This window comes from Nitrospira defluvii, from assembly GCF_905220995.1.
Taxonomy (GTDB): domain Bacteria; phylum Nitrospirota; class Nitrospiria; order Nitrospirales; family Nitrospiraceae; genus Nitrospira_A; species Nitrospira_A defluvii_C.
The window spans coordinates 36,395-54,769 of sequence record NZ_CAJNBJ010000005.1; the positions used below are offsets into that span (position 1 = coordinate 36,395).

At 61.2% G+C, this 18,375-nt stretch carries 19 protein-coding genes; 15 read left to right on the forward strand and 4 right to left on the reverse strand.

Annotated elements, in window-relative coordinates; genetic code table 11:
* Positions 1–39 precede the first annotated feature (39 nt).
* From KJA79_RS10420 to KJA79_RS10455, 8 genes are all read left to right on the forward strand, one after another.
* On the forward strand, positions 40–921 hold the full coding sequence (locus tag KJA79_RS10420; RefSeq protein WP_213041982.1) for a universal stress protein: 882 nt from the start codon (positions 40–42) through the stop codon (positions 919–921).
* Complete coding sequence (locus KJA79_RS10425) at positions 918–2,426, forward strand: potassium/proton antiporter (protein ID WP_213041983.1); 1,509 nt, start codon at positions 918–920, stop codon at positions 2,424–2,426. Before KJA79_RS10420 ends, KJA79_RS10425 begins: the two co-directional genes overlap by 4 nt.
* A gap of 41 nt (positions 2,427–2,467) precedes the next feature.
* Entirely contained in the window at positions 2,468–5,341 is a 2,874-nt protein-coding gene (locus tag KJA79_RS10430) for a cation-transporting P-type ATPase (protein ID WP_213041984.1), read from the forward strand.
* A 341-nt stretch (positions 5,342–5,682) separates the two neighbouring features.
* Positions 5,683–6,111 (forward strand): cupredoxin domain-containing protein, encoded by a 429-nt coding sequence (locus tag KJA79_RS10435; protein WP_213041985.1) that lies wholly within the window; start codon positions 5,683–5,685, stop codon positions 6,109–6,111.
* A 54-nt stretch (positions 6,112–6,165) separates the two neighbouring features.
* Positions 6,166–7,350: a site-2 protease family protein gene (locus KJA79_RS10440; protein WP_213041986.1), complete on the forward strand. Its 1,185-nt coding sequence runs from the start codon at positions 6,166–6,168 to the stop codon at positions 7,348–7,350.
* Positions 7,351–7,352: 2 nt separating this feature from the next.
* Positions 7,353–8,261, forward strand: coding sequence for a universal stress protein (locus KJA79_RS10445; RefSeq protein WP_213041987.1), 909 nt, complete (start codon positions 7,353–7,355; stop codon positions 8,259–8,261).
* Positions 8,262–8,431: 170 nt separating this feature from the next.
* Positions 8,432–11,107: a calcium-translocating P-type ATPase, PMCA-type gene (locus tag KJA79_RS10450; RefSeq protein ID WP_213041988.1), complete on the forward strand. Its 2,676-nt coding sequence runs from the start codon at positions 8,432–8,434 to the stop codon at positions 11,105–11,107.
* Entirely contained in the window at positions 11,104–11,760 is a 657-nt protein-coding gene (locus KJA79_RS10455) for a DUF2459 domain-containing protein (RefSeq protein WP_213041989.1), read from the forward strand. Before KJA79_RS10450 ends, KJA79_RS10455 begins: the two co-directional genes overlap by 4 nt.
* Before the next feature lie 135 nt (positions 11,761–11,895).
* Here the strand turns inward: KJA79_RS10455 and KJA79_RS10460 are convergent, their stop codons facing one another.
* Both KJA79_RS10460 and KJA79_RS10465 read right to left on the reverse strand, forming a co-directional pair.
* A complete protein-coding gene (locus KJA79_RS10460; RefSeq protein WP_213041990.1) occupies positions 11,896–12,360 on the reverse strand; it encodes a hypothetical protein in 465 nt (154 codons plus the stop codon).
* Between the two features lie 262 nt (positions 12,361–12,622).
* Positions 12,623–13,117, reverse strand: coding sequence for a hypothetical protein (locus tag KJA79_RS10465; protein ID WP_213041991.1), 495 nt, complete (start codon positions 13,115–13,117; stop codon positions 12,623–12,625).
* Positions 13,118–13,453: 336 nt separating this feature from the next.
* On the opposite strand from KJA79_RS10465, the gene KJA79_RS10470 reads away from it, so the two are divergent.
* The gene (locus KJA79_RS10470) at positions 13,454–13,594 is read left to right on the forward strand and encodes a hypothetical protein (protein WP_213041992.1); all 141 of its coding nucleotides are present in this window, start codon (positions 13,454–13,456) and stop codon (positions 13,592–13,594) included.
* A 119-nt stretch (positions 13,595–13,713) separates the two neighbouring features.
* Here the strand turns inward: KJA79_RS10470 and KJA79_RS10475 are convergent, their stop codons facing one another.
* Positions 13,714–13,851, reverse strand: a complete 138-nt coding sequence (locus tag KJA79_RS10475; protein WP_213041993.1) for a hypothetical protein — start codon at positions 13,849–13,851, stop codon at positions 13,714–13,716.
* A gap of 600 nt (positions 13,852–14,451) precedes the next feature.
* Complete coding sequence (locus tag KJA79_RS10480) at positions 14,452–14,769, reverse strand: RNA-binding protein (protein ID WP_213041994.1); 318 nt, start codon at positions 14,767–14,769, stop codon at positions 14,452–14,454.
* A gap of 692 nt (positions 14,770–15,461) precedes the next feature.
* On the opposite strand from KJA79_RS10480, the gene KJA79_RS10485 reads away from it, so the two are divergent.
* The 6 genes from KJA79_RS10485 (at position 15,462) to KJA79_RS10510 (ending at position 18,335) form a co-directional block, all read left to right on the forward strand.
* Positions 15,462–15,683 (forward strand): hypothetical protein, encoded by a 222-nt coding sequence (locus KJA79_RS10485; RefSeq protein ID WP_213041995.1) that lies wholly within the window; start codon positions 15,462–15,464, stop codon positions 15,681–15,683.
* A gap of 14 nt (positions 15,684–15,697) precedes the next feature.
* Entirely contained in the window at positions 15,698–16,324 is a 627-nt protein-coding gene (locus KJA79_RS10490; protein WP_213041996.1) for a hypothetical protein, read from the forward strand.
* 66 nt (positions 16,325–16,390) lie between these two features.
* Entirely contained in the window at positions 16,391–17,278 is an 888-nt protein-coding gene (locus KJA79_RS10495) for a universal stress protein (protein ID WP_213041997.1), read from the forward strand.
* 47 nt (positions 17,279–17,325) lie between these two features.
* Positions 17,326–17,586: a DUF2934 domain-containing protein gene (locus KJA79_RS10500; protein WP_213041998.1), complete on the forward strand. Its 261-nt coding sequence runs from the start codon at positions 17,326–17,328 to the stop codon at positions 17,584–17,586.
* Positions 17,587–17,663: 77 nt separating this feature from the next.
* Entirely contained in the window at positions 17,664–17,900 is a 237-nt protein-coding gene (locus KJA79_RS10505) for a YgaP family membrane protein (protein WP_281412677.1), read from the forward strand.
* A 69-nt stretch (positions 17,901–17,969) separates the two neighbouring features.
* Positions 17,970–18,335, forward strand: coding sequence for a c-type cytochrome (locus KJA79_RS10510; protein ID WP_213042000.1), 366 nt, complete (start codon positions 17,970–17,972; stop codon positions 18,333–18,335).
* The last annotated feature ends 40 nt before the right edge of the window (positions 18,336–18,375 follow it).

Consider the following 18,375-nt stretch of genomic DNA (forward strand, 5'->3'; position numbering starts at 1 on the left):
AAAAGAATGCGAATGGCGTCGAGGAGGACAACGGGCTGCGTGTTGTTGCCCACCGACTTTCAGCAACCGGCTCGGCGGGCGTTTAACTACGCCTTGAAACTTGCAAACGTATACGGCGTCAAACTGGAAATTGTCCATGTGATCAAGACTGTGTCCGAATCATCGCAGGTGTCCCCTGAGAGCCGCTCTCTGGATTCCCTCAAAACTTCCGCGTTGCTTGAGCTGGGACGGTTGACGAGCATGGCGAAGGACGCTGGAATCAATGCACAACCTCGCCTGCTCTTCGGCGGTCCCAGCGACTGTATCCTGGAGTCCGCGGCCGCTTATCATGCGGGGCTCATCGTCATGGGAACACACGGACACACCGGATGGGATCGATTGCGGCTCGGCAGTACCGCGCAAGCGGTCGTGCGGGAAGCCTCCTGTCCCGTGTTGACGTTGCAGGAAGTCGTGGCGCGAGATTCGTTTCGACATCATGCCAAGGTCAGCCTGGATCGGTTACTGGTGGCCACCGACTTCTCACCCTGCGCCGATGCGGCCTTGCGCTATGTATCCGGGATGGCAGCACGGCTGAAGGCACAGGTCTGTATCGTGCACGCGGCGGATGAGGGGATGGCCCACAAGGTCGGACTGCGCAAGCTGAGGATCCTCACCCGGGAGCTACAGCAGAACGGCATCGCCGCAGAGAGTATGTCCGCTCCTGGCGACCCGGTCGAGATCATCCTGCGTCTGGCTGCGCAGTGGCAGGCCGACGTGATTGCAGCCGGCACCCAAGGTCGACGAGGACTGGCCCGAATGTTGCTGGGAAGTGTGGCGGAGGCGCTATTGGGCCGAGCCGGTTGTCCTGTTCTGATCCTTAGAAACGTTTCGCAATTCCTCCCCGCTGGTGATCGCCACGAAAGGCGACGCACAAGCTCATGACGCTCACTATTGAATATCTGCTTCTCGGGACTTCGGGGTTGCTGCTGCTGAGCGTGATCGCCAGCAAGGCGTCTGGACGATTGGGAGTTCCCGCCCTGCTGTTGTTCCTCGTCATCGGGATGCTTACGGGGTCCGATGGGCCGGGCGGCATCCACTTCGATAATCCCTGGCTCGCCCAGTCGCTCGGCGTGGTCGCGCTCGCGTTTATTCTGTTTGCGGGCGGCATGGATACGGAGTGGGCCAGCGTTCGGGCACAGCTTGGAAAAGGCATGATGCTTTCAACGCTGGGTGTGGCGATCACTGCGGGGCTGGTCGGATTGTTTGCCAGGACGATCCTCGGGATGTCATGGCTGGAGGGGCTGCTGATCGGCGCCATTGTCTCCTCGACCGACGCGGCCGCCGTCTTCGCCGTCATGCGGTCACGGCATGTGAGTCTTCGCAGCCCGTTGAAACCGCTGCTCGAACTTGAATCCGGCAGCAACGACCCGATGGCAGTGTTCCTCACCATCGGGCTGATCAGTCTGCTCACGGGGGCCTCCACGTCGGTGACCGACTTGCTTCCCATGTTTGTGCGCCAAATGGTGCTCGGCGCCGCCATCGGGTACGGCATCGGCAAGGTGATGGTGTTGCTGATCAACCGGCTGCGGCTCGAATATGACGGACTCTATCCGGTATTGACCTTGTCCCTGGTCCTCTTGACCTACAGCGGCAGTGCCTGGCTGGGCGGAAACGGATTTCTCGCGGTGTACCTCGCCGGACTGATGATGGGCAACAGCGAGTTCCTCCACAAGCGCAGCCTCACGCGGTTTCATGACGGACTGGCGTGGCTGATGCAGATCGCCATGTTTCTGACGCTCGGACTACAGGTGTTTCCCGTGCAACTGGTGCCCGTCGCCGGAACGGGACTGCTCCTGGCGCTGTTCCTGATGGTCGTCGCTCGTCCGGTCGCGGTGTTCCTGACACTGGCGTTCACCGCGCTCAGTCTGCGCGAAAAGACGATGGTCGCCTGGGTCGGTCTGCGCGGAGCCGTGCCGGTCATTCTTGCCACGTTTCCGCTCCTCGCTGGCATTGCGCAGGCCACGATGATGTTCAACCTGGTGTTCTTCATCGTTCTAACATCCGTCCTGCTCCAGGGCACGTCGATCCCGCTGGTCGCGCGCTGGCTCAAGGTGGAAGCGCGGCTGCCGAGGCGTCTCGAGGCCTCGCCGGTTTGGAATGCGCCAACCGGTCTCAAGAGCGGGTTGGTCGAAATGACCATCCCCGAATCGTCCGTGGCGGTCGGTCAACGGCTTCTCGATCTCGGCCTGCCCAAGTCCACGCTCGTCATCCTGATCGGGCGGAAGGGGCAGTGTTTCGTCCCGGACGGCAGCACTGTGCTGGAGGCCAACGACTCGTTATTGCTTTTCACCGATCAGGCCTCTTCCTTCCGGCTCCGTGCCCTGTTGGAAGCCAGACATTCCTTTGAGGGAAAGAATGGGTCGGCGGGGGCTTTATCAACCGGTTAATAAGGAGTCACCGCCTCGTGAAAGACAAAAGGAGAGAAACAATGGAGAACGCTCAGCGCGAACGTGATGCGCAGTCACAGGACTCGATGGGCAGCCATCACCATCTGCCCACCCACGAGGTGGTGCTGTTGCTCGAAACCGACCTGGCGAAAGGCCTGTCCTCCGAGGAGGCGGCGCGGCGGCTGGAACGATTCGGCCCAAACATCCTTCCGAAATTCAGGCGCCATGGCCCGCTGCTGCGCTTTCTCTTTCAGTTTCACCATCCGCTGATCTATGTACTGCTCGCGGCGACCGTCGTCACGGCATTCTTGGGCGAATGGGTCGATGCGAGTGTGATCTTCGGAGTCGTCTTCGTCAACGCCGTTATGGGATTCATTCAGGAGTCTCGCGCGGAGGCGGCGCTGGACGCCCTTGCGTCGATGATGAAGACCGAAGCCAGAGTCCGGCGGGACGGACAGACGGTCCGGGTGCCCTCTGAGGATCTTGTGCCGGGGGAGGTGGTCCTGCTGGAGTCCGGCGACAAGGTCCCGGCCGATCTGCGGCTGGCGAAAGTCCGCGAGTTACGAGTGGACGAATCCGCTCTGACTGGAGAATCGGTGCCGGTGGAGAAGGCCGATCTGGTGCTTCCTCCCGAGACGGTTGTCGCGGACCGCAAGAACATGGCGTTCTCCGGCTCGCTGGTCACCTATGGGCAGGGGGTTGGAGTGGCGGTCGGGACCGGCGTGGCCACGGAGCTGGGGCGCATCCATCAGTTAATGGGCGAAACGACCCAGCTTGCGACGCCGCTCACGAAGAAGCTGGCTTCCTTCAGCACGGGGCTGACGGTGGCAATCCTCGGGATGGCGGCGCTCACGTTTGCGCTGGGGCTGTGGCGGGGACGGCCCGCTACCGAGGTCTTTATGGCGGCCGTGGCGTTGGCCGTGAGTGCGATCCCCGAAGGCTTGCCGGCGGCGGTCACCATCACCCTGGCGATCGGCGTCGGCCGGATGGCACGGCGCCATGCAATCATCCGCAAGTTACCCGCGGTGGAAACGCTCGGCAGCACCACCGTGATCTGTTCGGACAAAACCGGCACGCTGACGAAAAACGAAATGACGGTCCAAGCGATTTCAGCAGGAGACTGGGTGTTCGATGTTGACGGCGCCGGCTATGAGCCGGTCGGGGAAATCCGAGAAAGAAGTGCTGAGTCCCAAGGGCTGAGTGCTGAGGCATCACTTGAGGGAAGCGTTTCTCGATCCGACAGCCCAGCACCCGCCACTCCGCACGTCGCACTGCCTCCGGCTCTGCGTGAGCTTCTGGCGGCCGGGGCGCTCTGCAACGACGCGCAGCATCTCGAGCGCGACGGCCGCTGGACGATCGTGGGCGATCCAACCGAAGGCGCTCTGCTGGTGGTGGCAAAGAAAGCCGGGATCGATCTGAATCGGCTCCACGAGCAGTTCCCGCGTGTGGAGGCGATCCCGTTCGAGTCGGAGCGGCAGTTCATGGCCACGCTGCATCGGGTGAAATCGGGCGGGGACTCGGTGCTGTATCTCAAAGGCGCGGTGGAAAAAGCGATCCGCTTGTGCAGGCGGATGTGTGTGGCGGACGGGACGGAGCAGGTGCTTGATGCTCAGGCCGTGCTGAGTCAGGTGGATGCCTTTGCCGGGCGGGGGCTCCGTGTGCTGGCGCTGGCGCGCAAGGCATTTCCGGCGGACACCGCCACAGTGACGGAGTGTGATGTGGAAGACGGCCTGACTTTTCTCGGGCTCCAAGCCATGATGGATCCTCCGAGGCCGGAGGCCGTGGCGGCCGTGCGCGCCTGTCAGCAGGCAGGGATTGCGGTCAAAATGATCACGGGCGATCATGCGCTCACGGCCCGGGCGATCGCACAGCAAATCGGGTTAGACGGGCGGAAGCATCACGAGAACGGGGCACTGATCGCGATGACCGGCCAGGAGTTGGCGGCCATTCCCCAGGCGGAGCTTGCGGAGGTCGCCGACCGTACGGCGGTCTTCGCGCGGGTCTCGCCCGAACAGAAGTTGCGGCTGGTCGAGGCCTTGCAATCGCGGCGTCATGTGGTGGCCATGACCGGCGACGGCGTCAACGACGCGCCGGCTTTGAAGCAGGCGGATATCGGCGTGGCGATGGGGCGCGGCGGGACCGAAGTGGCAAAGGAAGCGGCCGACATGGTGCTGACCGACGACAACTTCGCGTCAATCGAGGCAGCCGTCGAAGAGGGTCGCTGCGTGTTCGACAACCTAACCAAATTCATAGTCTGGACGCTGCCGACAAATGGAGGAGAGGGTCTCGTGCTGCTGACGGCCATTGCATTTGGGACGGCTCTTCCGGTGTTGCCGGTGCAAATTCTCTGGATCAATATGACGACGGCAGTGGCGTTGGGACTGATGCTGGCCTTCGAACCCACGGAGCCAGGCATCATGATGCGGCCGCCGCGCGATCCCGGCCAGCCGATTCTGACGGGCGTGCTGATCGAACGGATTGTCCTGGTGTCGTTCTTGGTGCTGGCCGGCGCCTACGGCGTGTTTCTCTGGGAGCTGGATCGGACTGAATCGATCCTCCCGGCCCGCACGGCGGCGGTGAACGTGATCGTCATGGCGGAGCTGTTTTACCTGTTCAATTGCCGTTCGCTGGAGCTCACCATGTTCCATGTCGGCCTGTTCAGCAATCCCTGGATCTGGCGCGGGGTGACCGTCATGACGGTGCTGCAACTCCTGCTGACCTATGTCCCGGCCATGAACCGGTTGTTTCATACGGCCCCGATCGACGGGTTCGCCTGGGGGCTGGTCCTGGCAGCGGCCGTGACCGTGTACGTTGTGGTAGAAGTGGAGACCTGGCTGCGGTTGCAGTGGAAGCGCCGCATGCGGTCGGCCGCATCGACAAGGAGGAGCGCGTATGACCATCGAAACGATGCATGAGGTTGTGTGATGGACGCCGTGCTCAATTCCGGTCGAACCGCATGAACAGACCCACATGAAATCCCGCGCCCTTCGGCAAGCTCAGGGCGAATGGATTATCGCCGGATTCTAAGGGACCCAACACTACTGCGGCGCGCCGACATCGTAAAAGAGGGGAGCACGGACATGGACTCATTCTTGCTGCTCGGGAGCCTGGCGGTCGTCATTGGCGTCGTCGGCGTGATTGTGCTGATGAAAGGCAGGAAGAAGAAAGACCGGTGATAGATTCTTCCTCTGTACGTATCTCTGCGCGATTAGAAGGAGGTCTGATATGGGGAACCATGAACGGCTGAGTGTTCGTCATGCCCATAGCGGGTGTCGTGTGTGGGGCGATTTTGGCCGCCGTGCTGTGGATTGGCGCAATGCCGGGGGCTGTGCCGGAAGCGACATCGGTGCAAGAGCAGCGGATCGAGATCGCCATTCGCGATTCGGTCTATGTGAGCACCAAGACCACGCCGATTCTTGCGGGGGTGCCGACTTTGCTGATCCTCCGCAACGAAGACCCTGTCCGGCACGGTTTCGTCTCGCCGATGTTTGCCTCGCTCCCCGTGCGCGTTGAGGGCGAAGGCATCGAAGTCTTTGGGAAAGGCATCGAAGGGGTGCATCTCGATCCCGGCAAAACTCTCGTGATTCGACTGACGCCGGAACGGCAAGGCAAGATGACCTTCCGATGCGATCTGCATCCGAACGTGCAAGGCGAGATCTATCTCTTGGATGTTCCTGTCGGATGAGTCTCCACGGGAAGGAGTGGCGGTGTTTCAACCCCTGTCAGCCGGAGGTGATGCATGATCGGACAATCGGTCAAACTCACGACGATTCGAGGCATCGAGGTCGGTCTCCACTATTCCTGGTTCATCATCTTCTCCCTGATCACCTTTTCCCTCACGACGCGCTTCGCCTCGGAGCATTCCCACTGGACATCGGTCGAGCACTACACCGTGGCGATTGCTACCAGTCTGCTGTTCTTCTCCTCGATTCTCCTCCACGAATTGGCCCACAGTTTCGTGGCACTGGCCAAGGGCATTCCGGTCCGCTCGATCACGCTCTTTGTGTTCGGCGGCGTGGCGCAAATCGGACGGGAGCCTGACCGCCCGCTCACCGAGTTCCAGATCGCGATTGCGGGACCGATCGCCAGCGCGGTGCTTGCCGTGGGATTCGGGTTTGTGTCTCATCTCGCCGGAGATCAATTCGAGCATGTCGCGGCGCTCGCAGGGTGGCTGTCGTCGATCAACCTCATGCTGGCGCTGTTCAACCTGGTGCCGGGCTTCCCGCTCGACGGGGGACGAATCTTAAGAGCGGCCCTCTGGCGCTTGACCGGAAACTTCTCGAAGGCCACGCGCATCGCGGCCGGCTCCGGGCAGCTCGTCGGGTATGGAATCATTCTTGGCGGGATCTGGACAGGGTTGGTCACCGGGAGCTGGTTCAGCGGACTGTGGCTGGCCTTCATCGGCTGGTTCTTGCTCAACGCGGCACAGGAAAGCGTCCTGCAAATGAGCATGCGGTCGGCGTTGAGCGGCCTGATGGCCGAAGATATCATGGCCCGGGACTGTCCCACTGTGCCTGGCCACCTGAGTCTCGTGGACCTGGTACACGAGCATATTCTCAAGACAGGGCAGCGATGCTTTCTGGTCTCGCAGAACGGACGACTTGAGGGCCTCGTGACGCTGCACCAGGTGAAGGCCGTGCCCCAAGAACGATGGGGGGACAGTTTCGTGGTGCAGGCGATGACGCCGATTGACCGGCTGCATGCGGTGGCGCCGGAGACGGCGATTCTGGACGTCTTGAGAGTCATGGAGCAACACGATGTCAACCAGGTCCCGGTCACACAAGACGGCCGGTTGCTCGGCATGATCACGCGGGATCATCTGTTGCGGGTGCTCTATGCCAATCTCGAGTTAGGTGCTCACAAGGGGGTCGCTATCGGCGCAGGAGATCCGAAGACGCAACCGGGCTTGAGCAGGAGGACCTGACCATGAAAGTCGTACTCGCGGTGGATCAGCCGCGCGATGCCACGATAGCTGCGCGGTTCTTGGAGGTTGTCCGGCTTCCCCGCGGCACAGCCTTGTCGGTCATGCATGTGATCGAGGTCCCGCATAGGGCGCTTCGTTTCCCGGGTCAGCAAGGCATGCTCGCAGATTGGCGGAAGGAATCGGTCATGAGCGCGCGCCGGCTCATCGACCGTCTTGTGCCACCCCTCCGCGCGCAAGGGCTACGGGTGCGCCCAGTGGTGAAGGAGGGGTTGCCGGGGCCGGTGTTGCTGGATACCGCGGAGCGCATGCGGACGGATCTCACCATCCTGGGACCCCATGGCTCCTCACGTCTCAGGCGGTTCCTGCTCGGTAGCGTTAGCGAGCTGCTCCTCAATGAAGCGCCCGGTTCGATCCTGATCGTGCGCGGTCGGTCACGAGGCCGCCGAGATCGCGGGATGAGTGTGGTGCTTGCGATGGATTGTTCGACGGATGCCAAGAGTGCCGCGGGGTTTCTCTCCAAGCTGCGCCTTCCGCGCGGGTCACACGTCATACTCCTGCATGTCGAAGAGGATGCGGATCGTGAGTTGGCTCGCATCAGCGGCATGGGGCGGGTCGACTTGACGCAGGCTGTCGAGCGGGCGATGCGTGAGCGCAAACGCCGGACCCTGCTCATGCTGGAGCGGATGGGGCGGAAGTGTGCACAGCAGGGACTCGCCGTCGATCACGTCTTCGCGGAGGGATCTCCAGCTGAAGCAATCCTTAGTGCCGCGGAGCGCCATCGTGCGGATCTGATTGTGATGGGCTCGAAAGGGCTCACAGGGATCGATCGCTTCCTCATCGGCAGTGTGTCCCGCAAGGTGGCGCGGCATGGGCCCTGTTCAGTGCTGGTGGTGAGGAAGCGAAGACGATGAGCGTCTAGAGGAAAGGGAACAGCACATGCTGTGGGAGGCTGTGTGTTTTCAGCGAGCCGGAGCGCGTACTGATAATCGCGGGCTATGCATTGGGGATGAGCTTGTTGTATCGGATCAGCAGGGAACGGGTCAGGCGGTACCGATCGCACGAGTTGGAGTAGGAGAAGGATATGATCTCTGACAACGTGCATATGCCGACATCAGAGGCTACTGATGTGCCCCCGGCTGCCTGGCATGCGCTCACGACATCGGACGTGGCGCAGCAACTGACCGTTGATCCTCGGGCCGGCTTGTGTGCCGACGAAGTCGCTCGGCGCCGGTCGACCTATGGTCTGAACGCCATCCAGGAGCATCGCGCCCGTAGTCCCTGGCGGATGCTGCTCGATCAATTCACGGACGTCATGATTCTCGTCCTGATTGCTGCGGCGATCATCTCGGGCATGATCGGGGAGCCGCCGGATGCAATCGCCATCATGGTCATTGTGCTGCTCAACGGCGCGATCGGGTTCATCCAGGAATACCGGGCGGAGCGGGCAGTCGCCGCGCTCAAGTTGCTAGCGGCGCTGAACGCCAAAGTGTTGCGCGAGGGGAAACAGGCGACGATCCTGGCCGCCCAGCTCGTCCCGGGCGATGTCGTCGTACTGGAGGCCGGCGACGGAGTCCCGGCGGATATGCGGTTGATGGAAGCCGTCCAGCTCAAAGTCGAAGAGGCGGCGCTCACCGGGGAATCTGTGCCGGTAGACAAACAGGCGAGATCGCTGACCGAGGTGCAGCTCCCATTGGGCGACCGTCTCAACATGGCCTACAAGGGGACGCTCGTGACCTATGGCCGAGGAGCCGGTCTTGTCGTTGCGATCGGCATGCACACGGAACTGGGTAAAATTGCTGCGCTGCTGCGGGAGGAAGAGGAAGTCAAGACGCCGCTCCAGAAACGACTGGCGCAATTTGGACAATGGCTCGCCCTGGCGGCGCTCGCAATCTGCGCCATCGTGTTCCTCGTCGGGGTCCTCCGCGGCGAATCGGTAATTCTTATGTTCCTGACTGCGGTCAGTCTTGCAGTCGCCGCGATCCCTGAAGCGCTGCCGGCTGTCGTGACCGTGGCCTTAGCACGGGGTGCCCGCAAGATGGTGAAGAAACAGGCCTTGATTCGGCGATTGCCTGCGGTCGAGACGCTCGGGTCTGTTACCTACATCTGCTCTGACAAAACCGGGACCCTGACGCAGAACAAGATGCAGGTCGAGCAAGTGGCTGTGGCGGGTCAGCTCGCGGCGCGGGTGCCACGAGTTGGGGAACGGGGAGAGGCAGGAAGGTTGTTCGGTCAGGCGCTGGCGCTGAGCAACGATGCCGTTCATCAAGACAATGATCGCGTGCTTGGCGACCCCACGGAGGTGGCGCTCTATGTCGCAGCGCGTCAGGCTGGTTACGACAAGGAGCGACTGCAGATCGCCTCGCCTCGGCTTGCCGAGCTGCCCTTTGACTCGGATCGCAAGTGCATGACGACGTTCCATGGCGAAGGGCCAGGCATCGTCGCGTTCACCAAAGGCGCGCCGGAGCGGGTTGTTGGATTGTGTGAGACGATCCACGACGGAACCGGGCGCGTGTCGCTCAAGCAGGACGTTGTCCTCGACCAGGCGGAGCGGATGGCGGCCGAGGGGCTGCGGGTGCTCGCGGTCGCGTTCCGGCAGTGGCCCGCAGTACCGAGCGAACTCTCGGCCGAACAGGTCGAGCGTGATCTCGTGTTCCTGGGATTGGTTGGGTTGCTGGACCCCCCTCGGCCGGAAGTCCACGAGGCGGTGAAATTCTGCCAAGCAGCCGGCATCACTCCGGTGATGATCACCGGCGATCACCCTGCCACCGCCCGTGCGATCGCGAAGCGGCTGGGAATCATGTCGAGCGACGATGTGGTCATGACCGGGGAGGAGCTGGCGCGCCTGCCGCTGGAGAATTTTGTGGAGCAGGTCGAGCAGATCAGGGTTTATGCGAGAGTTGCGCCTGAGCAGAAGATCAAGATTGTGAAAGCCCTCCAGGACAAGGGGGAGTTTGTGGCGATGACCGGCGACGGCGTGAATGACGCCCCGGCACTTAAGCGGGCCGACATCGGTATCGCGATGGGCGTGACCGGCACGGATGTGGCGCGCGAATCTTCGCACATGATTCTCCTGGACGATAATTTCGCGTCGATCGTGAGCGCGGTGCGGGAGGGGCGGCGGATCTTCGACAACATCCGCCGGTTTATCAAATACACCATGACCAGCAACGCGGGCGAGATCTGGACCATTTTTCTCGCGCCGTTCTTGGGATTGCCGATTCCGCTGTTGCCCATCCACATTCTCTGGATCAATCTTGTGACCGACGGATTGCCTGGACTCGCGCTCGCGGCGGAGCCGGAAGAACGAGGGCTCATGCAACGACCGCCGAGACCGCCGAACGAGAGCATCTTCGCGCGGGGCATGTGGCAGGACATCATCTGGGTGGGCCTGCTCATGGGCGGCGTATCGTTGTTGACGCAGGCCTGGGCCTATCGGAGCGGCCATGCTCATTGGCAGACGATGGTGCTCACGGTCTTGACCTTGTCGCAGATGGGTAACGTGTTGGCGATTCGCTCGGAGCGCGAGTCCTTCTTTACGTTGGGACCGTTGACGAATCGTCCCTTGCTGGCTGCCGTGCTCCTGGCCTTCGCGCTGCAGATGGGTACCATCTACATCCCCGCGCTCAATCCGATCTTCAAGACGGAGCCGCTGGATCTGGATGAATTGCTGCTCTGTCTGGTCCTGTCGTCAGTGGTCTTCCTTGGCGTTGAACTCCAGAAATGGATGATCCGGCATGGATGGCTGATGCGAGCATGAGACCTCGTCGGACGACGCGCCAGCGCGTAATGCCGGCAGTCGCTGACCTTGTGTTTGCCTGCACGCTGCTCTGGGGATGCGCTTCCCCCATCCCGGATCTGTGGCCACCCACGCCAGATGTGCCTGCCCGGACCATCTACGTGTCTCTCGATATCTGGCATGCGATGATTGCGTTTCCGGTCGGCACGCCTCACACATATGAAGAGTGGGGCTATGCGGAACGCGCCTGGTACCTAGAGGATCGACGAGGTCTGACGGGAATCCTGCGGGCGCTTTTCTGGCCCACCGAGGGGGTCGTCGAAGTCGGGCAGTACGATCGCGTGTGGGCGGATCGCACACCGCAACCGCCTGCGGAGCTGTTCGTGTTTCGCGTGAGCGAGGAGGGCTATCGGCGATTGCGCCGTCATTTGCGCTCGACGTTGTCAGGCGATACACCGGTCGCCTCTCTCGGTCAGTCGAGGTTTTATCCCGCCGTCCGCTCCTACCATTTGTTTCATACTTGCCATCAGTATGCGGCGTCTGCGTTGCAGGAAGCCGGCTTGCCGATCTCAGAGTTCTGGGCCTTCAACCGGACCAGTCTCGCCTGGCAACTCCATGGTGCGGCACGGATCGCCGCTGAAGACGGCGGGCGCTCTTCTCCAGTGACGCGATAGCACGCCATTCTTCCTCTGCACGAGACTCACCTATCTGCTGGGTTGCGTCGCATAACTATTGAACAAGCGTCTCTGGCATGTGTATGGACCGATGAACCACATGTGCCGGCAGGGTATGTCAGAAGACGGAGCGGGCTAGTAGATCACTCGGATGGTGCCTCCCGGATCGTTGTCGCCTCGATGCAGAGGACAGTAGAACCGGTAGCAGGATGCGCCTTCCGCGCACTGCGTCTCGGAGTTTGCCTCGCCCTGGGCGAAGCGGACTCGGACTTCTACTGTCTCTCCGGGCGCTACCGTAACCCGTAAGGGTCTGGTGATGACCTCACGGTTCCCGGCCACGATCTGTTCAAGCACGCCGGGAGCTTCAAAAGCATGGGTCCGGGTGGTGGGATTGTCTAGGACAAACAGAACCCCTGCCTCAGTATCGTGGCTACGATCAATCACCACGTCTTGCGGTGTCCAATTCGCCTGCTGATTTTCCAGTTCCTGGGCACTGAACCGGGATGTCTCCGTGGCGCCGACGCGTGGAGAGAGCACAATCCAGGCGATGAGTGACAGCGCGGACAGGGCTTGAATGATATGAGATACGGACTTGCTCATGGCGCTCACGAGCCGGTAATGACCGATTGATGCCCTCTGAAGCCGAATCTGTGAACTTTCTGCCAAGTAGACCACACGAAATTATACACCCCGTGGCCTGTCAGGTCCCGTCCTGCATCGCAAACAGCTGGGCGCCAGCGCGGCGAGACGGAAGCCATGGCGGGGATGCGAGATCCCACACCAGAGCTTCCGTCGTCGCGGTTTCGTCTTAGGAATGTCCATCGGCACGGCTGCAGCATGCGCTGTCTAGCCGGGCATCGACTCATCCACCGCCGATTTCACCATGTGTTTCGACGATATGGAGCTCGCCCTTGGCTTGCGGATGGATATCACACCACACCATATACCACTGGTGCTCGGGCTGCCCGGTCTCAGAATGTTTCTTTGCGGGCGCCGTGAAGTGGAGCGTCATCGTTTTCCCTGGCTCGAGATGGAAGGATTTGAAGTGCTTCCCGCGGACTTCGACGCCCTGTCCCTCCATGCGTACGGGAATCTCGTTGAACAAAGGCGATGTGAACCCATGGGTGACGTGGTTCTTGTTTCGGACGATGACCTTCACCGGGTGCTCGCTAAAGGCCCAGCCCTTGGCATCAAATCCTTTCTCCGTCTCGGTGATCTCGACCTCGAACTGAGTCGGGTCCGCGAGCATCGGCTTGTCCGCTGCGGAGACCCATTTCGCAGACAGACCGGCGGCCGTGATCGCCGCCAGCGCGACGGGAACTCCCCACAGACTGAGTTGGCGCACACGATTCCCCATGACCTACCTCCCTGGTTGGAATGAATTGCCCTGTCATCCGATGGAGCAGTTCTCATGCCAACAGGCGCTGAGCCTGCAGTTTTCAACGGATGCGCAGGTTTAACCGGCGACCGATCCACTGCGCCATTACCGTGCTGAGGTGTGTTGCGACACCCCCGCACGGGTTCCGAGTCAAAAGTCCACAGCGGAGTCAGGAACCGCATTCGCGATGCGCTGGTTTTTTGACGTGGACGGACAGAGGGCGAGTTGATGAGCGTTCCCGTTCTTCCAGCATTCAATCTGCATAGTTCCTCTGATACCCGAGATCGTTCAGAGGCTGCGACCGGAGGGAGTGCCATGGCACGGAAAGCGACGGCGGCGGAAGAAATCTTAGAGGCGTTAGTGGTCGCCCAAGGAACAGGCTGCTTGTTCGAGGAGTTGATCACGGTCTGTCCGGGTCTCACCTGGAACCAAATCTTCTCCGAAGTGGACCGTTAAGCCGAGAGGGACGGGTCCAACTCAGCCAGGAGAAACCGGGAGTCTACCGCGTCAGATTGGCGAAGCCGGCAAGTTTCACGCCGACACGCTCAAGTGAAGGCATAGGCATAGGACATGAGTTAGCCGACGAGAAGCGGAAGGAACACGGTGGACGCCGCCGCTGCGGGGGATTGCTGGTCCCGGAGCAACTGCCCGAAGTCTTGCTCGACACCGGTCCGGTCGAGGTCTGGGGCTGGCGTTGCGTGCAGTGCGGACATGTTGTGGACCCCGTTGCTCAGGCGCGGTGCGCAGAGCAGGCCCACGCGACTCGCCGATCTACGTCACCACGGCTGCCGCAATAGTGGCAGACTGCTGGAGGGCTTATAAGGCTCATATGGAATGCGAATGTGCACCTCTTCGCTTCTGCGGCCTCTCTTTTTCGCTTCGCAGACAAGCTGGAGCCAAAGGCTTCGGCGCTGCTGCTTGTGTATCGCGGCCAAGCGGCGGTCGTTCTCTCGGTCGAACCGGAGTGAGGCCGTCTTTTTAGACACGAGCTCGCAGCAAACAGCCGACAGCTCTGAGCGACTCGCTACGCGCTGCCCGCTGAGAGGTGGGGTGTATTTTCTAGGTCGGCAACCACCGCTTCGCATTCGACGCACCGGAGCGTGCTCGTAGGACGGTCCTCCGCGCCATGCAGGTGGTCGACGAGACGCTGCTGTGTGCAGGGTTGTTGAGTGACCTCGCCGCGAATCTTCCGACCGGGCTCGTGAGATTCTATCACCATAAGATGGATCTGCATTGTGCTTGAGTCTTCGGTGCGGTAAAAGGCCCCTCATAGCCCTGATCAATAGAGGCAAAGGGCTCTACCCTCACGGGGTTCAGGCTGTGCGGCCAGCGGCATAAGTCTTCTGCGCCGATGGTTCGGCTTCATGCCCGAGACCGCGTTCTTGTGGCGGGCCTTCCAATCGGGAAACGCGGATCGCTGTTCCGGCAATCTCGATTCCATCCATAGTCTGAATGAGCCGATGCGCATCGTTCGGATTCGAGACTTCGATGACGGCAGATCCGACCGACCGGCCCTGGGCGTTGACGACCAGCGCACTGCGGAGAAAGCCGGGACACCATGCGAAGAGGGTGGCCACATCCTGATGGGTCAGACATGAGGGCAGAAGATCGACTGCCAAGAGAGTAGACATCGGACGCCTCCTTTGGTGGGTCATACGTGCTGGCGAGGACTACGCGTCATAATGCAATGTCGATACCGATCACGGGTAGCGCCGCGGAGGTCACGTCTCGCGGATTGTATAGATCTGCGCCTGGAACGGGCTGGCGAGCCAAGAACCCGCAGCCGGTCATGTCCTAGCCCGGCGAGTGCGATCAAGATCTTGTGCGGGTCGCAATCCGGAACAGTATGAAATGCCGTCCCTCCTGTTATGGGGTTTACGGGGCAGTCTGCGCCAGTAAGAAGTTCTTTAGAAGGACGAATTGGTCCACAGACGGGATAAAGAGATTATCCCTCACATCTAATTTCTTGGACAGGGAAGTCGCAGGAAGGAACAACAGAATAACGCAGTGCGCGGACACACGGGCATGGTGCATGAGCGCACAGAATTTGAAGGCATCTTGCTCAACATGATGCTTGTGACTGTTTCCAGAAGCCTGGGGCGTTTGTCGTCAGGCCGCACAGCATGGCTGACGCTTCCCTCCCCACAGAGTTGAACGCACGTCTTCAGCCTGGTGACGATCGTGCGCGTGCCACCTTGTTCTATCTGTTGTGCCCCAACCATTTCGCGCTCCCGCTGCAACCGGCATGCTTGCTGCACTGTCTTATTGCGACATCGCTGCAACGGTCCTGGGGGGAAACAAGAAGGACATACGAGGCCTATTTATGGGGCTCGTCCTCGATTTGAAGCTGCCGGCCACGCTGCTCCCGGCTTCGGCCTTGGGAGGAGGGACCGAACAATCGAGCTCTCTGGGGACGGGGAGCCCAGAAGCAGGACGGCTCAACGCCCATCACGGACAGACCGTCCTTCAACACGGAGCGGAGTCAGGCTGGCTGACGCAATGGAAACGATGCAAACGGGTACATTGTCAACAGATTGCTGAATGATCGGGAGGATGGATATGGAACGAACCATGCGCGGACCACATCGATCTCATCGCGGCGCCGGAGCTCACCTAACTGCGCTGTGTGTCCTTGGGTATGTTCTGGCTGCATGCAATCACATCGTCCTGGAGCCGATTCCTGTTGTGCCGACAAACCAGCCATTGCCCTATTCGGCGCGAGTCGAGATCACCGAGGTGGGCGTCTATCTGGTGCAGCCCAGCGCGACCATGATCGCGGACCCTCGCCTCCAAAACTATGTGACCGGGCAACTGCCCTCTCTCGACCGAGCCAAACCTCAATGGGCGCAGGCCGTCCTCGACTACCTCGCCGCGCGCAAGACTTTCCGACAGGTTGTGAATGAGGTACCGGCCGATCTGGCCATGACGCTCAGGTTGTTCGTATACGTCGACCCGAGCGTGTCCTTCAAGTTCAATCACGTCTATGTCGCCAAGGTAGACGGTGTGCTGCGGGATCCTCGCAACGGCAGAGCGCTCAGTGAGTATGTCGGCAAGGGCAAAGCGATCGGCGCGGTGAGCCGAGGCGGGATGGACGATGATCGAGAGCCGATCAACCAAGCCGTTCGTGCGGCTCTCAACGACTTGTTCGGGAAACTCGAAGGGGATAAACGGCTGGAACATTTGTAAGAGGCGATGCGTCCGGATGATCCGTGGACGTGGGTGCCTCCTGTGCGACGAAGGGGGGGCGGTTCGATGAAAACGAGTCCTTCGCTCCACGTGTTGTGGGCCACGGATGGGTCCCCCGCGTCCCGCATGGCGCTCGAACTGGTTCAGCACTTCCGCATGCCCGCAGCCTCGACCCTCAGGGTGTTGTCTGTGTCAGAATTTGGAGTGCCCTATCCCACAGGGCTGGCCGCACTGGAGCTGCCGGAGGATCGCGGGGAAGCGGTGCTAGAGAGCGTGAAGCGGGGGGTGGTGTCATCGGATTGGCAGGCTGTCCACTACGAATTGCTCCGTGGCCGCCCGGCCGAGACGATTCTCCTGGCGGCCAATCGACACCATGTCGATCTGGTCGTGGTCGGGGCGCACGGACGCTCAGATATCCAACAATGTCAGTTGGGGAGCGTGTTGCGCCGGATCGTCTTGTATGCGTCCTGTCCCGTGCTGGTGGTCAAGCAGCCGGTTGCAGCGTTACGGCATGTCGTGATCGGCGTGGATGGCTCCCAGGAGGCGGAGGCCGCCGCTGAGTTTCTGCTTCGGCTCTCGTTGCCTGACAGCACGCGGGTCACGGTCGCATCGGTGATACCCCCGCTGCCTTACGGGCAGGCGCCGATGATGGAGGACCACGCGGCACGGCTCCAACAGATTCATGGGCAGGTGGAGGAAGAAACACGGAAGAGCGTGACCCGCGTGGTGGAGAAGATCCGCGCACAGGCCTGTCTGGCCGACGGTACGGTAGTTTCCGGTCACCCGGCCCGTGAGTTGCTGAAGCTCATTGAGGCCGTGCAGCCTGATCTGGTGGTCGTGGGGTCTCGCGGGTTGACCGGCGACACGCGGTATCTCATGGGGAGCGTGTCCGACAGCGTCGTGCTGTATGCCCCCTGCGCGGTCCTGGTGTTCCGGCAGCAGGAACGGCAGTGACACGAGTCGAGTGAGAGCGAATTGATACTTGAGGAGGTGATGACGTGATGGCCAAGGCAAACGTAACCAAGGACGTGAAGAATCCGAAGACAAACGCGACGCAACAGGGCGCCTTGCAGGCCCGTGCGACCCTTGCCGGAGGCGCGATGGGAACAGCTATCGAGCTGCCGAACGGCATGAGGGACCGAATTGCGCAAAAAGCCCACGAGTTGTGGGAACAGCGCGGCTATCGAGAGGGCCATGATCTGGAGGATTGGCTTGAAGCCGAAGCGATCGTGATGGACGAGATCCACGAGGCCCGCGAGTGATCAGCCTGTCGCGGTTTCAGTAGAAGCGCCGTACATGGGAAGTCTGATCCATGGTCGGGATATGAGACGAAGCCATGATGCGTAATGTCGGTGCCGTGGAACGAGGGAGCAGAGTTTTCGGAGGAGTAGCGCTGATGACTCTGGGACTCACGCTTCCCATCCCGTTTTGGGCCGAGGAGGTGGCGGAGACGATCGGATTGCTCGCTGTGGTCACCGGCGCCGTGGGGTATTGTCCGGTGAAACATCTGTTCACGCGCTGGGGGCACGAACCAGGGGCATCAAGCCGGGGTGGCGGCACGGCGGAACGGGGGTGACGGGTCCTCCCCTTCGGTGCGCCTGCAATGGGTGACGTGATCACCAGATTGACAGGCGAGGAGGAAGTGATGCGCAAGAAGCTCGGTATCATCATAGCGGTGCTTACCGTCGTCCTAGCAAATTCATGGGTCGCGGCCCAGGTCGGGCCGGGGCATCCTGACCGAGGCGAGGCGTTGTACAAGGAACATTGTCTGCGGTGCCACGGCAGGATGGGCGAGGGCGATGGGCCGGACGCGCAAGGCCTGATCGTGCGGCCGGTGGATTTTCATACCGCACGGTCTCGCGCCAAGACCGACTTCGAACTCCTGATTGCCATCTCCAACGGCGTGCTATTCAGCCCGATGCATTCTTGGCGAGGCCGCATCGCCGACGAGGACATGGTGCATGTCATCGCGTATGTGCGGGCCCTGGCACCCGAGTACCCGCATTTGTGAAGGAGATGGTTGCCAATGACCCATCGGTGAGAACCTGAGA

Bases quoted from the DNA above. Each gene is read 5' to 3' on its own strand.
- KJA79_RS10425 (WP_213041983.1), top strand. From the start codon at position 918: ATGACGCTCACTATTGAATATCTGCTTCTCGGGACTTCGGGGTTGCTG.
- KJA79_RS10430 (WP_213041984.1), top strand. From the start codon at position 2,468: ATGGAGAACGCTCAGCGCGAACGTGATGCGCAGTCACAGGACTCGATG.
- KJA79_RS10435 (WP_213041985.1), top strand. From the start codon at position 5,683: ATGCCCATAGCGGGTGTCGTGTGTGGGGCGATTTTGGCCGCCGTGCTG.
- KJA79_RS10440 (WP_213041986.1), top strand. From the start codon at position 6,166: ATGATCGGACAATCGGTCAAACTCACGACGATTCGAGGCATCGAGGTC.
- KJA79_RS10445 (WP_213041987.1), top strand. From the start codon at position 7,353: ATGAAAGTCGTACTCGCGGTGGATCAGCCGCGCGATGCCACGATAGCT.
- KJA79_RS10450 (WP_213041988.1), top strand. From the start codon at position 8,432: ATGATCTCTGACAACGTGCATATGCCGACATCAGAGGCTACTGATGTG.
- KJA79_RS10455 (WP_213041989.1), top strand. From the start codon at position 11,104: ATGAGACCTCGTCGGACGACGCGCCAGCGCGTAATGCCGGCAGTCGCT.
- KJA79_RS10460 (WP_213041990.1), bottom strand. From the start codon at position 12,360: ATGAGCAAGTCCGTATCTCATATCATTCAAGCCCTGTCCGCGCTGTCA.
- KJA79_RS10465 (WP_213041991.1), bottom strand. From the start codon at position 13,117: ATGGGGAATCGTGTGCGCCAACTCAGTCTGTGGGGAGTTCCCGTCGCG.
- KJA79_RS10470 (WP_213041992.1), top strand. From the start codon at position 13,454: ATGGCACGGAAAGCGACGGCGGCGGAAGAAATCTTAGAGGCGTTAGTG.
- KJA79_RS10475 (WP_213041993.1), bottom strand. From the start codon at position 13,851: ATGTCCGCACTGCACGCAACGCCAGCCCCAGACCTCGACCGGACCGGT.
- KJA79_RS10480 (WP_213041994.1), bottom strand. From the start codon at position 14,769: ATGTCTACTCTCTTGGCAGTCGATCTTCTGCCCTCATGTCTGACCCAT.
- KJA79_RS10485 (WP_213041995.1), top strand. From the start codon at position 15,462: ATGGGGCTCGTCCTCGATTTGAAGCTGCCGGCCACGCTGCTCCCGGCT.
- KJA79_RS10490 (WP_213041996.1), top strand. From the start codon at position 15,698: ATGGAACGAACCATGCGCGGACCACATCGATCTCATCGCGGCGCCGGA.
- KJA79_RS10495 (WP_213041997.1), top strand. From the start codon at position 16,391: ATGAAAACGAGTCCTTCGCTCCACGTGTTGTGGGCCACGGATGGGTCC.
- KJA79_RS10500 (WP_213041998.1), top strand. From the start codon at position 17,326: ATGGCCAAGGCAAACGTAACCAAGGACGTGAAGAATCCGAAGACAAAC.
- KJA79_RS10505 (WP_281412677.1), top strand. From the start codon at position 17,664: ATGCGTAATGTCGGTGCCGTGGAACGAGGGAGCAGAGTTTTCGGAGGA.
- KJA79_RS10510 (WP_213042000.1), top strand. From the start codon at position 17,970: ATGCGCAAGAAGCTCGGTATCATCATAGCGGTGCTTACCGTCGTCCTA.